Below are 13,846 nucleotides of genomic sequence, written 5' to 3' on the forward strand. Positions count from 1 at the left end.
CCTCCCACCACGTCCACCGCGGCCGGGTCCTCGGACGCTGGATGAGGCGGAGTGACCGTCTGAGGCCGCGGACGCGGTCGGTTGAAGGTCAGGGTTCATGGGGAAGGACCGCGCCCGTCGTCCTTCGCCCTCCCGCCTCCGCACGGCGGAAGAGCACCTCGGGCAGCAAGGCCAGTGTGCTGAGGGCGGCGGCGGCCAGGCCCAACCGGCCGCCGTTCATATCCCCGGTCACGCTTCCGAGGAGCAGGCCTCCCATCGCGCCGCCGAGGGCGACGCCGACGTAGATGACGGAACTGTTCATCGCCACGGCGAGCGGGCCGCCGGGGCCTGCCAGGCGCAGCAGCCGATGCTGTTGTGGTGCCGCGTACATCCATCCGCTGACGCCCCACACGGCCATGGCGATGACCGCGGACGTGAAGGATCGGCTCGTCAGCGGCAGCAGAAGGAAATCACCGCCCAGTCCGATGACCGATACGAGGACGATGTGACGGCCGGCGGGGCGGTCCGTGAGCGCGCCGGCGATGGCGTTGCCGACCAGGCCGCCAAGTCCGAAGGACAGCAGGAGCGCCGCCAGGAGGCGGCCGTCGCCGTGGGTCGCCTTGGCGAAGACCGCGCCGGCGTAGGTGTAGACGGAGTACTCGGCGGTCACGATCAGTCCGGTGATGACCAGGACGAGCCGAACCTCCGGAGTCCTCAGGGCGGTGAACCGTGCCCGCGCGCCGACGCCCGGCCGAAGCCCTTCAGCTCCGCGAAGAGTCGCGCTCAACGCCACGGCCACACACGCCGTGCCGAGGGACAGCGACAGGAAGGTGAGCCTCCACCCGAACGCCGAAGCGGCCCACGTGCCCGCCGGGACTCCGAGGACGGATCCCATCGCCAGCCCCCCACTGACCCACGCCAGTGCCTTCCCCTGCCGGTTTTCAGGAACGAGCCTCGCCGCGAAGGCCGATACGTGGGGCGTGAACTGTGAGGCGCCGGCGGCCACCAGAACGCGGCCGGACATCGCGATCAGGAGTGAGTCCGCGCCGGCGCATATCAGGTTCCCGAGGGCGACCGCACCGAGCGCGACCGACAAGGTCGTACGCGGTGACCAGGCACTGAGAAGACCGGCCAGCACAGGGCCGAGCAGGACGTAGCCGATCGAGAAGCCGGTGGTGAGCTGCCCGGCGGCCGCCATGGACACGCCGAGGGAGTCACCGATCTCGGGGAGCATCCCGGCGATGACGAACACATCGGTACCGATGCAGAACGTTCCCGCCACCAGCAGGAAGAGGCGCACGGGCACGTCGGTTTCCTCTTCTTCGATGGGGATTCAGGGGTGGGGAATCTCGGATTTGACGGCGTCCACGACGTCCGGCGGGAAGCCGTTCAGGTAGAAATGGTCGCCGGAGAACATCCGCACGGAGAGGCCGGATGACGTGTGGCCGGCCCAATGAGACACATCACCTCGCGAGACGCGAGGGTCCGCTCGCCCGAGGAATGCCGTGATCGGGCAGGACAGAACGGTATGGACATCACCACGATAGGAGCATACCGCCTTGTAGTCGCTGCGCAGCACCGGAAGGAACAACTCCCGAAGCTCTTCATTTTCAAAAAATGCCGGATCGGTGCCGTGGAGCAGCCGGATCTCGTTCACAAGAGGTTCGTCGCCGTCCCAATGCCGAGTGCCGCGGTGTCGCGAGGGCGCCTGCATCCCCGAAACAATCAGCTTGACAGGTGCGACGCCGTAGTTCAGTTCGAGGCGCTTGGCAGTTTCGAAGGCGATCAGAGCTCCCATGCTGTGCCCGAGAAGGACCAGTCGCGAGTGGTTCTCCGTGCCGATGAGGCTGGCGACCTTGTCGGCGATCTCCGCCAGGTCCTCGATGGCGGGCTCGGTGTACCGGTCCTGTCTTCCAGGGTATTGAACGCCCAGCACCTGGACGGCCGGAGAAAGGGCGGCGGATAGGGGAAAGAAATAGCCTGCGGATCCACCCGCGTAGGGGAAGCACAACAAGCGGTGCGTCGAGTCGCCGGCGTTGTGGAAGGAGCGTATCCAAGACGCGTAGCCACCGAAATGTGTCACGTGCCCATCCTTTCTGTGATCAGGGCGCTCAGCTCGGCGACGGTCGGCCGTTTCAGGAACTCATGCATTTCTATTCTTACTCGGAAGCGCGCGTGAACCCTCGTGATGACGACCGCCGCAGAAAGAGATGTTCCACCCAGTTCCGCGAACGGCCGGTCGTCGGCGATGTCTTCGAAACCCAGCACTTCGGACCAGATGGCGGCAACGCGCCTCTTCACATCACCTGCATCGTCGTCTTCGCGCCGCGGCGCGGCGGCCGCCGGGCCGCTCAAACGCCGACGGTCGACCTTCCCGTTAGGGGACAATGGCAAGGATCCGGCGGTGACGAAGTGCCGGGGAACCATGTGGTCGGGCAGCCGCCTGCTCAAATAGGAACGGAGTTCCCGTTCATCAGCGGAGCAACCTGGCTCGGTGACCACATGAGCGACCAACCGCCGTTCCCCCTGCGGGGGCGTCCACGCCACGACGGCGCACTCGTTGATATGCGGATGACGGCGCAACTCTGCCTCGACTTCGGCGGGCTCGATGCGATATCCACGGATCTTGAGTTGATCGTCCGCCCGGCCAACGTAATTCAGGACCCCGTCCGTTTCCTGAACGACCAGATCTCCGGTGCGGTACATACGTATCCGCCGGCCGTCCACCTGTACCACGGGAAAACGCTCATTTGTGAGTTGAGGATCGTTGGCGTACCCAAGGGCCAGGCCCACACCCGCCAGCCATAGTTCACCCCCGCCGTCAGGGGCCATCTCGCGGTCCTCCGGCGCACGGACATGAGCTTCGATCCCGGGGATCGGCAGACCGATGGGAGGAGTATCCGACCACGATCGCGGCGGGCCGGCGAGCGTGTGGGCGACCGCCACATGCGTTTCGGCGGGGCCATAGTGATTATGCAGACGGCACCCCGGGATCCGGCTGAAGAACTCGCGAACGCGAGCGGTGATGTGCAACGCCTCGCCCGCGACGGCGACCTCCCGAAGAGACGTGGGGAACCGATCGAACTCAACGGCCAGATCGGCCAATCGGCTCAGGACGACCGGCGGCACGAAGAAACGCTCGATCTCCCAGGTCGCGAGTAGATCGAGTATGCGCGGCAGATCAGTGCGTTCGTCGTCGGCCGGAGCGTGGAGGCATCCTCCGCTGCACCACGCCGTGAACATCTCCTGAACGAAGACGTCGAAGCCGAGCGGCGCGAACAGCATGGTTCGGAGGGGCTTGGAGGAAGTGCTCGCGAGGGTCCACTCGATGAGGTTGTCCAGACACCGGTGTGGCATCGAAACAGCCTTGGGACCACCCGTGGAACCGGACGTGAAGACCATATAGGCGGCGTCTTCACCTCCCACGTCATGGACCTGTGGCGGCCCTGCGGGCTCTGCGGCCTCATCGTCGGTCATCGCGAGGACACGCGGCGCGGGCCCCGTCCGAGCCGGAACCTGGTCGGGTGTGAGCAGGGCGAACCGGGCGCCGCTACGCCGCCACATATGACGGATCCGCTCTGCGGGGTATCGAGGATCGACCACGCAGAAAGCCCCGCCGGCCCGGAGAATCGCCAATACGGCCAGCCCCAGGGCGAGGCCGCGCGGAGCCTGGACGAGGACCACGTCACCGGGACGGAGCCCTTCCCGGATGAGACGCGTGGACAGTACTCTCGCGCGCCGATCCAGTTCGCCATAGGTGAGCCGGCCGTCTGATGCGATTAGTGCGGGTGCGTCTGTGCGATGTCTTATCTGAGTCTCGATCAGGTCCACGATGCGGCTGGCCAAGAGTCGCTCCTCTCTCGCATGGCAGCTGGCTTTCCGACTCCCGGGCACCTCTGGTGTGGAACGATCCAGCTCGCTAGACTGACGGCCGGGAACCGGACGACGGTCCGGAGTTCGCACAGTACCACTCAGTGATTAATTCCCGACGTTCCGATTGTCGACCGGCAGAGCAAGCAGAAGTCACTTCCGATTCCACCCGGCGGCCAATTTCCAGTCGGCTGGGCGTCGCCCGAACGCCCTTGATCCAACACATCCCGAAGACCTAACATCATCACGAGCGCAATGGGCTCGGATTCGCGAGCGGTCACGACTCTGCCCTTTGGTCGTCGTGACACTCGCCGCATATTGGTCACTCGACACACAGGCAGGTGAGTCGTGGCGCGGAGGGCTGTGACGTGCAAGACGCCGTAGACCTTTATCTGGATCTCATGAAGAAGGTTCTGGCGAACACGATCTATGAGGATCCGCCGATTCCTGCGAGCTGGGCACCGGCCAAGGAATACGACGAACTTAACCGCCGGCTGGGAGTCGACTGGCCCAGCGTTGCGCATACGATGATCGGGATTCGGCGTCTTGAAAACGTGGAGAACTGCATGGCCACGGTACTGAAAGACGATATTCCCGGCGATTTCATCGAGACCGGCGTATGGCGTGGAGGAACCTGCATATTCATGCGGGCCGTACTGAAGGCGTACGGAATCGAAGACCGCCGGGTCTGGGTGGCGGACTCCTTTCAGGGAATGCCGCCCACACATTCCTCTGCTCACGATGGCGACCGCCGGCTCGGGACCGATCGATACAATGAGCTCCTGGCGATCGATCTGCCCACGGTGCGACAGAACTTCGAGCGCTATGGCCTGCTCGACGGGCAGGTTGAATTCTTGCCCGGCTGGTTCCGGGAAACACTGCCGAGCGCCCCGATAGATCACCTTTCGGTCCTTCGTCTGGACAGCGACCTCTACGAGTCCACGATGGAAACGCTCGTGCATCTTTATCCAAAACTTTCTCCCGGCGGATTCGTGATCATCGACGACTACCACGTTCCGGTTTGCAGAGAAGCCGTTCATGACTGGCGTGCCGAGTTCGGGGTCACTGACCCTATCGAGGACATCGACGGCTTGGGCGCCTTCTGGCGGCGCGGCGGATGAAGCGGAGCATACGGCGATGACAGGCAACAAGGAAGACCTGGTGGCTCTCATTGCCGGCCAGCTCGGACGTCCGGTGGACGAACTCGACGTCCACAAGACCTTCATAGAGTCGGGAGCGGACTCGCTGAGTCTGCTGGCCGTGACCAGGAGGCTTCAGTCGGACTTCGGTGTGCGAGTATCAATAAAAGACCTCTTTACCGAGTTCGATACGCCGCTCAAGTTGTCCCGGATGCTTTTCGGTGACACTCCCGGGCACGAACCGCGACCGGCCCCGGCGACCACGGACGCCCAGGAAGAGGCCCCTGCCGTCACACACCCACGCATGCCGGCGGTGACATCCACCTCGAGCCCGGCGTACGAATCGACCTCCGCCACGGCCGGCGCCTCGGAAGCCGTCATCTCAGTGCTCAACGGCCAACTGGAGCTGGCCGAGAAGATGATCTCCAGATTCTCGGAACTGACGTCCCAGCAGCTCGATGTCCTGGGCCGGCTGCGGTCCGCCCCGGAACCACGGAAAGAGCCGCCGCGGGCGGCTCCATCCTCCGCGCGGGCGGCGCCGCCCACCGCGGGACGCCAGGCCCCCCGGGGTCCCCGGCCGCCGGATCCGGACACGACGAGCCGGCCTCGTCCCACCGCTCAAGCGGCTCCGCGGAGCCGGACCCCGGACTTCAGCCTGTACTTCTTCGGCGACTATCCCCAGCAGGACGCGGCGGCCGCTTATGAGCATCTGCTGAGTGCCGCGACCTTTGCCGACGAGAACGGATTTCACGCGGTATGGATTCCTGAACGTCACTTCCATTCCTTCGGGTCGTTGTTTCCCAGCCCATCGGTGCTGGCCGCTGCTCTGGCGAGCCGCACGTCCCGCGTTCGCCTCCACGCGGGTTCCGTGGTCCTTCCGTTGCACAACCCCGTTCGAGTGGCTGAAGAATGGTCCGTGGTGGACAACCTGTCCGGCGGCCGCGTGGGAATCGGCTTTGCCAGCGGATGGCATTCCAACGATTTCGTGCTCGCTCCGGACAACTACGGCCGCCAGCGCGAAGTGATGTACGAATACCTGGACACTTTCCGGCAGCTGTGGGCCGGCCGTCCCATCCGGGCCGCCTCCGGTAGCGGCGAACAGGTCGAGGTGACATTGCATCCGGCTCCGGTACAGGAGGAGCCGCCGCTCTTCGCCGCTGTCCTGTCGAATCCCGAGAGCTACGAGAAGGCTGCCCGGAACGGTCTCGGAATCGTCACGAACCTCATGTCACAGAGCATCGATGATCTGCGTGAGAACATCGCCCTCTACCGCCGCACGAGAGCCACGCACGGCCTCGATCCTGAGACGGGTCGCGTGGTCGTGCTCGTTCACACGTATCTGGGAGATGACGCCCTGCGCGCCAAGCAGGAGGCGTTCCGGCCCTTCTGCGACTATCTGCGCTCTTCACTCACCCTCTTCAACAATGTCGCCAACAGCCTCGGCATCGACGTCGACCTGGGCGAAACCGATCAAGATGATCTGGACTTCGTTCTGGAACAGGCGTACGAACGGTACTGCAAGAGCCGGGCACTGATCGGAAGCGTTGCCGGCTGTCGCGCGGTCATGGACGCCCTGATAGCGGCGGGTACCGATGAGGTCGGGTGCTTCATCGATTTCGGTGTGGCACCTGATCTGATGCTGGCGGCGCTTCCGGAACTGGACGCGCTCCGGCGAGAGTACGGTCCGCGTCCCGGCGAGAACTCCGGCCCCTCATGCTCGCTCGCTCCGGGCGAAGGTGCCGGCCCCGCATCCGCCGTCGCGCCGGCCTCATCGCTTCAGCGTCGGCTGTGGCTGCTGGACCGCATGTACCCAGGCAACAACACCTATCTCGAGCCCAAGGCCATCCTCTTCGAAGGCCCACTCGACACTGCGGCTCTTCAGGCGGCACTGCGACGGGTGGTCGACAGACACCCGAACCTGCGCACGGTCTTCCGGGAGGACGATGGCGTTCTCAATCAGGTGGTCCTGCCGACGGTCCCGGTCGAGTGTCCCATCACGGATCTCACCGGACTCGGTGACGAGGACGCTCTGATCCGGCTCAGGGACATGGAGGATGAAACCGGCTTCGATCTGAGCAGCGGACCGTTGCTACGCGTCAGGCTCGGCGTACTCGGTGCCGAACGCCACCTGTTGTACATCGCGGCGCACCACATCGTCTTCGATGCGCAGTCCACCCAGGTGTTCGCCCGGGACCTCGCCGCGTTCTACGGCTCGTGGCCCGGTGAACCGGCAGGCCTCACGGTGCCGGCTCCCTGGCCCGGCGCGCCCTACGAGCGACCGGCGGAGCACCTGGCGGAGAGCATCGAGTTCTGGAAACGGCAGTTGGCGGACGTGGCTCCGTTGACGCTGCCCGCAGACCGTCCACGACCGGTGAGTCCGAAGAGCAACGGCGCGAGTCTCGTGCACGACCTGGATCGTCTGCTCTCCGACGAGATCCGTCGTTTCAGCAGAGCCAACGGACGCACGCCGTTCATGACGCTCCTCGGAGCGGTCGGCTCGGTCCTGGGGCGCTTCTCCTCTCAGGAGGACGTCACCCTGGGCACGGTCGTCAACAACCGGCCGAGCGGATCCGAGCATGTCGTGGGAATGTTCGTCGAGACGATCGCGATGCGGCTCGACCTCTCCGGCGATCCCGGCTTCCGCGAACTGGTCGGGCGCGTGGGCGCCTGTTCGACTCAGGCCCTCGACCACTCCGACGTCCCATTCGATCAGGTCGTCGAAGCGATCAACCCGGACCGGGTCGCGGGCGAGAACCCGCTCTTCCAGGTGATGGTGACGTTCGAGGAACAGGCCACGCTCGACTTCGACGACAGGGAACTGTCCGCCGAACTGCTGGACGTTTCCAGGACCGTGACCCCGTTCGATCTCACCCTGTACTTCTCGGATCGAGACGACGGCATTCGCTGCACGGTCGAATACGACGCGGACCTCTTCGACGCGGCCACGGTACGCCGCATCATGGAGTACGTCGACGACCTCCTACGCCGTGCCGTGAGGTCTCCCGACACTCCGCTGTCCCGGCTACGGGCCCTGACGGAGAATGATGAGCGCCTGCAGGCGCAATGGCAGGGAGAGCGCACCGCCGCGCCCTCTGCCGGCCTGCACGAGCTCGTCGAAGAACAGACGCGCAAGACACCCGCCGCGATCGCGATCGCGGGCGACGGCGACGCGGTGAGCTACGGTGACCTCGACGCGTCGGCGAACCGTCTCGCACACCATCTCGTCTCCCGGGGAGTATCCCGTGGCGGTCGGGTGGCCATATGCCTGCCTCGTGGCGCGGCGCAGGTCACCGCCATCCTGGCCGTGCTGAAGTGCGGTGCCGCGTACGTTCCGGTCGATCGATCGCTGCCCATCGAGCGTCGCAGGTTCATGATGGAGGACAGCGGAGCCGGATTGGTCATAGCGAGCCGCGCTCTGGACGCATCGGCGGAGAAAGCGCTTCCGTGCCCTGCTCTGTGGATCGAGGACGTCGGCTCCGATGGGACGACCGCCTCCCCGGGGCGGCCGGTCGACCCCGAAGACACGGCGTACTGCATCTACACCTCCGGATCGACCGGCCGGCCGAAGGCCGTGGCCGTCCCGCACCGCGGCCCGGTGAACCTCGTCCGCTGGCAGGTGCGAGCCCTGGGACCGCTGGACACCCTGCAGTGGACTTCGGTCGGATTCGACGTCAGCGTTCAGGAGATCTTCACGACCCTGGCGTCCGGAGCGACACTGGTCGTCCTCGACGACCAGACCCGCCACGAACCATCGGCCGTGGCCGAGCACATGCGGCGGCACAACGTTCAGCGCATCAGCGTGCCTTTCACACCGCTGAAGTACCTGGCCGACCAGTTCGAGGAGGTTCCGTCTCTTCGGCAGGTCCTGATCGCCGGTGAGAAGCTCAGCATCACCTCCGGGCTGCGTGGTCTCGCCGAGGAGCGCCCGGATCTCACGTTGTACAACCAGTACGGGCCGACGGAGGCGTCGGTGGTGGTGACGTCGCACGAGATAGACGTGGCCACCGAGGCGGTTCCCCCCATCGGCAGGCCGATCGACAACGTCTCGATACGCATCGTCGACGGCTTCGGACGCCCCTCGCCGGTCGGCGCCGTCGGAGAGCTCCTGATCGGTGGTAGCGCGCCGGCGCACGGATACCTCGGCGACCCGGAGACCACGAACGAGAAGTTCGGACCCGACCCCATGGGTTCGGAGGAGCGGTTCTACCACACGGGGGATCTGGCGCGCTGGCAGGCGGACGGCACGCTGAGCTACCACGGACGTATCGACGGCCAGGTGAAGATCCGCGGGAACCGGGTCGAGCCTGGAGAGGTCGAGTGGGCGCTCAGCCGGCTGCCGGAGGTCCAGGAGGTCGTCGTCCTCGCCCGCCCCGACAGGGCAGGAGAGAACCAGCTGGTCGCCTATGTGGTCCTGCGGGGCGGAGCGGCCGGTGAGGACGACTGGGATCCGCTGCGTACGCAACTCGCCTCCGTATTGCCGCACTATCTGGTTCCGCAGGTCTGGGTACGCCTGGACCGGATCCCGACCGGTCCCAACGGCAAGCTCGATCGGGAGCGGCTCCTGGAGATGGAGGTCGCGTCCGCTGCCGGCCCCGGCGAATCCCCGTTGACCGAGATGGAGCTGTCCGTGCAGAAGCTGTGGGCCGCCGAGCTGGGTGCTGACGCCGTTCCTCCGGAGCGGTCCTTCTTCGACGTGGGCGGAAACTCGCTGTCGGCCGTCCGTCTCTTGGAACGCATCAGAGCCGCACTGGGCCACAAGATCCCCATGGTCGACTTCCTCGGCGCACCCACGATCCGCGCGGTGGCGGCATGGCTGGAAGAGCGGGAGCGCTGACATGCCGGACCATCACATCGGCCCGGCGCCTCGCGCACTGACGGAACGGGAACTCGGGCAGCGCGTCCGGCAGATCGTCGAAGACGTGTCAGAGCGCCCCGTCGACATGCACACGTCCTTCCTTGATCTCGGGCTTACTTCGCTGATCCTCGTGCGTGTCCGGCTCCGTCTCGAACGAGAACTCAGCCGTCCGCTCTCCGACGTCGATCTCTTCGAGCACCCGACCGTGGCGGCTCTCGCCGCGTACCTCGCCTCCTCCGGCGGGCCGGTGAGCAGGGACGTGCCCGCGGTTGACGGCGGGGCGCGCCTCGATGGCCCGGACCGGCGAATCGCGGTCGTCGGTATGGCCGCGTATCTTCCCGGTGCCCGTGATGTGGATCAGTACTGGGAGAATCTGCGTTCCGGCGTTTGCAGCGTGAGCACCTTCCGCTCCACCGGGGTGGATCCGGATCACCGGCCCGTGGCAGGCGTCCTGGAGGACGTCGACTGCTTTGACGCCCGGTTCTTCGGGATGACTCCGCGGGAGGCGCGGGTCACGGATCCAGCCCACAGGCTGTTCCTGGAGTGCTGTCAGCACGCGCTGGAGCACGGTGGCTACGCGGACGCCCGCCATGAGCAGCGTATCGGCGTCTACGCGGGTGGCGGGATGAATCTGTACGGTCCGCAGCCGCCGTACTACGCACGATCCGGGAAGGACACCACCGTCGGCCGGGAGACCGAGAACGCCCCCGAGGACATGCAAAGGCTGATCGGAGGCCAATACGACTTCCTCGCCTCCCGCGTCGCCTACCGTCTCGGTCTCACCGGAGCGGCCATCGGCGTGCAGACGGCGTGTTCCACCGGACTCGTGGCGGTCCACCTCGCCATGCAGTCACTGCTCACCGGCGAGAACGACCTCGCCCTCGCGGGCGCGGCCGCCGTGCACCTGCCCCAGGAAGAGGGGTATCGATATGAACCGGGTTTCATCTTCTCGTCCACCGGTCACTGCCGCGCCTTCGATGCCGCTTCCGACGGAACGGTCGGCGGCAACGGAGTCGCGGCCGTGCTGCTCAAAAGGCTCGACCGGGCGCTGGCCGACGGCGACACCATCCACGCTGTCATCCTGGGCTCAGCGGTGAACAACGACGGTGACGGAAAGGCGGCTTTCACCGCGCCCGGTGTCCAGGGCCACGCGGACGTGATACGCCAAGCGCTCTCCCACGCCGGCATCGAGCCCGACTCCGTCGGCTATGTGGAAGCGCACGGGACGGGCACGGAATTGGGCGATCGAGTGGAGTTCGAGGCGCTGTCCCGAGGTTACCGGTCGAGTCGGGGCACGACCGGATTCGCCGCTCTGGGGTCGGTGAAGCCCAGCGTAGGCCACCTGGACACCTGTGCCGGAATGGCAGGACTGATCAAGACCGTCCTCATGCTGCGGCAAAAAGTGATCGCGCCCACGGTAAAGGTCACGCGGCCGAACCCACGGCTCTCGTGGGATGAAAGCCCGTTCCGTCTCGCTACTGAACTCGAGGAATGGAAGACAGGGGACGCGTCACCGCGGCGTGCGGGAGTCAGCGCGCTCGGCTTCGGCGGCACCAACGCCCACGTGCTGCTCGAGGAGCCGCCCGCTCCCCCGGTCACGCCACCGGCGACGGCCCCCCTGCTGGTACCGCTCAGCGCGCAGAGCGAAGATTCCCTGCGGGAGCTGGCGGAACGACTCCGCGATCATCTGCTCGAAAACCCCGAGGTCTCCGCTGCGGATGTGCAGTTCAGCCTGGCGCTCGGCCGGCCGCACCTGAAACACCGTGCGACGATATACGGCCGGTCGCCCGCAGAACTCGTCAGTGCGCTCGAGAATCTTCGCGGTTCATGGAAGCGCGAACCGGTACGGGGTTCAGGGCCACTGGCCTTCGCCTTCTCGGGACAGGGAAGCTCCGTCTCCGGGGCCGCACGGAGCCTGTATGCCGAGTTCTCTGTCGTCCGCGATGTCCTTGACGAGTGCGAAGGCCTGTACCGCCGGCATGAGCGAGGAGGCCTGCTGGACGTCCTACTGCAGGAGTCGGCAGGACCGCCGCCGACCGCCATGGCACAACCAGCCTTGTTCGTCTTCCAGGTCGCGCTCGCGCGGCTATGGAGATCATTCGGAATCGAGCCGGACCTCATGGTCGGGCACAGCCTGGGTGAGATCGCCGCGCTCTGCGAGGCGGGGGCTCTTTCCCTCGCCGACGGGTTGCGTCTTACGGTGATCCGTGGGCGGCTCATGAGTGCCGGTACGGCTCCGGGCCGGATGCTCGCGGTGGCCGCCGACGCCGAGACGGTTCGGCGCGTGTGCCGTTCGACAGGCGTCGAACTGGCCGTGGTCAATGGGCCGCGCGCCCATGTGCTCTCCGGGTCTGCGCAGAGTGTCGACAAGGCGGAGGAGTTCCTTACCTCCGAAGGCGTGATGTGCCGCCCACTGGCGGTGAACCGGGCTTTCCACTCGACTTTGATCGACCCGGTCCTCCCGCGGCTACGCGATGCCGCCGCCGAACTGCGCTTCATGCCCCTACGGATACCGTGCGCCGGAGGAGCGGAGGGAGAGTTGCTGCCGGCGGGGACGGTCTTGGACGCCGATTTCGTCGTCCGTCAGGCCCGTCGCCCTGTCCTCTTTCACCGGGCGTTGACCGAACTGGACGCCGTCGAGTGCCACGACTTCCTCGAAATCGGCCCAAGCGATGTCCTGACCGGAATCGGTCGTAGTACCTTCCCGCATGCCCGGTGGACGGCCGGCCAGGTACGCGGTGTGGAGGGAGCTCGCGGGATCTGGGACGCCCTGGCGACCCTCTATCGCCGTGGTGCCTCCGTTGCCTGGGAACAGATCGCCGCACGGGGCAGACGTATCCCGATGCCCGGTTATCCGTTCCGCCGCGACCGGTTCGCACCGCCCGGCATGCCCGAAGACGACGTGGAGACGGAGCGGCAGTCCGTGGATGACGCGGTTTCCGGGTCGCTCATCGCCCGGCTCGCCGACCGCCAGCTCACCCTTATGGGCCATTTGGTGGATGAGGTGTCAGACCTCATGACGACTCAACTTCGCACGCTGTTCGACGACGTCGAACGGCGGGGATGACGGCGAAAGATACAGAGGTCCATAAATATGCGTCACGAAGATGAACCGCTCCTCTATGTACTGGATTACCCCGGATTTCGGACGGAAGCGCGGGTCGACGATCTACAACTAGATCAGTATGGCGTGCGTGTTCGCAACCTCCTGCGCCACCCTTTGCCGCGTGCGGTCGATGCCACCGCATATGCCTCACGAATTATTGCCGGCGTCTCTCCGGGCGAGGGGCCCGTCGCAGCGGTCGCCGCGTACTGCACGTCGGCCTCTTTCGCATTCGAAGTCGCCTCCGCGACCGCCCGATCCCAACAGAAACCGCCCGTGATCATCCTTTTCAACGCCGAGGCCGGCACACCAGAGATGATTCTCGACAGCTATCGGACCGCGCTTTCTGGGATAGGCGCGCGATCACCCGAACAAGACCTGTCGAGTAGGGCTGACATGTCCCTTCTCTCCGAGGATCCCGAGCGTTTCGTGGACGCACTGGTGCAGAACGTCGAGCGTGCGGTCGTCGCCACCCTGCGAACCGCCGGGAGCAGCGAGGAGGAGGCGACGGAAAGCGCCAGGCACATGGCCAATACATATGCCGACTGGCTCAGTCACCTCGTAGCAGCCTGTCATTCCAGCGTTTGCTCCTGGAGCGGGAACGTCGTGAACATCACCTCGGCCGACGGGCCACAGAAGGAATTCGCGTTCGAGTCGGACACCGTCCGAAACGTACGCATGGCCTGCGATCGGGCACAGCTGCTGCGCAGCGAGGCGACACGTTCCGTGGTGCTGTCCGCCTTCGAGGCGCATAGGACTCTCTCCTGAGACCGAAGCGTCCGGGGCATCACGCCGCGCCCCCAGCTTCGGGTCGGAATACCAGGCGGCCGTCATGAGCGCCTGCGTCCTCGTACGGTCGAACCGGTCCCCTGGCTCCATGCCGCTCTCCAGCAACTACTG

At 65.8% G+C, this 13,846-nt stretch carries 7 protein-coding genes and 1 pseudogene; 5 read left to right on the plus strand and 3 right to left on the minus strand.

What is annotated here, in order from left to right:
• Positions 1 to 88: 88 nt before the first annotated feature.
• From ABEA24_RS24745 to ABEA24_RS24755, 3 genes are read right to left on the minus strand one after another with little or no spacing between them, the layout of a single operon-like run.
• Positions 89 to 1,285: an MFS transporter gene (locus ABEA24_RS24745; protein ID WP_345433420.1), complete on the minus strand. Its 1,197-nt coding sequence runs from the start codon at positions 1,283 to 1,285 to the stop codon at positions 89 to 91.
• Between the two features lie 27 nt (positions 1,286 to 1,312).
• Positions 1,313 to 2,062 (minus strand): thioesterase II family protein, encoded by a 750-nt coding sequence (locus ABEA24_RS24750; protein ID WP_345433421.1) that lies wholly within the window; start codon positions 2,060 to 2,062, stop codon positions 1,313 to 1,315.
• Positions 2,059 to 3,825 carry a non-ribosomal peptide synthetase gene (locus ABEA24_RS24755; RefSeq protein ID WP_345433422.1) on the minus strand — a complete coding sequence of 589 codons (1,767 nt, stop codon included), beginning with the start codon at positions 3,823 to 3,825 and terminating at the stop codon, positions 2,059 to 2,061. The genes ABEA24_RS24750 and ABEA24_RS24755 overlap by 4 nt, the downstream gene beginning before the upstream one ends.
• Positions 3,826 to 4,217: 392 nt before the next feature.
• Between ABEA24_RS24755 and ABEA24_RS24760 the strand changes: the two genes are divergently transcribed.
• The 5 genes and pseudogenes from ABEA24_RS24760 (at position 4,218) to ABEA24_RS24775 (ending at position 13,714) form a co-directional block, all read left to right on the plus strand.
• Entirely contained in the window at positions 4,218 to 4,970 is a 753-nt protein-coding gene (locus ABEA24_RS24760; protein WP_345433423.1) for a TylF/MycF family methyltransferase, read from the plus strand.
• A gap of 16 nt (positions 4,971 to 4,986) precedes the next feature.
• A complete protein-coding gene (locus ABEA24_RS24765; protein WP_425551231.1) occupies positions 4,987 to 9,822 on the plus strand; it encodes a MupA/Atu3671 family FMN-dependent luciferase-like monooxygenase in 4,836 nt (1,611 codons plus the stop codon).
• Position 9,823: 1 nt separating this feature from the next.
• Positions 9,824 to 10,060, plus strand: a pseudogene (locus ABEA24_RS53685) (acyl carrier protein); the annotation flags it as partial.
• Positions 10,061 to 10,090: 30 nt separating this feature from the next.
• The gene (locus ABEA24_RS24770; RefSeq protein ID WP_345433424.1) at positions 10,091 to 12,910 is read left to right on the plus strand and encodes a type I polyketide synthase; all 2,820 of its coding nucleotides are present in this window, start codon (positions 10,091 to 10,093) and stop codon (positions 12,908 to 12,910) included.
• A 27-nt stretch (positions 12,911 to 12,937) separates the two neighbouring features.
• A complete protein-coding gene (locus ABEA24_RS24775; RefSeq protein ID WP_345433425.1) occupies positions 12,938 to 13,714 on the plus strand; it encodes a hypothetical protein in 777 nt (258 codons plus the stop codon).
• Positions 13,715 to 13,846 lie beyond the last annotated feature (132 nt).

It is taken from the genome of Actinoallomurus vinaceus (assembly GCF_039542055.1).
In the GTDB taxonomy this organism is placed as follows: domain Bacteria; phylum Actinomycetota; class Actinomycetes; order Streptosporangiales; family Streptosporangiaceae; genus Actinoallomurus; species Actinoallomurus vinaceus.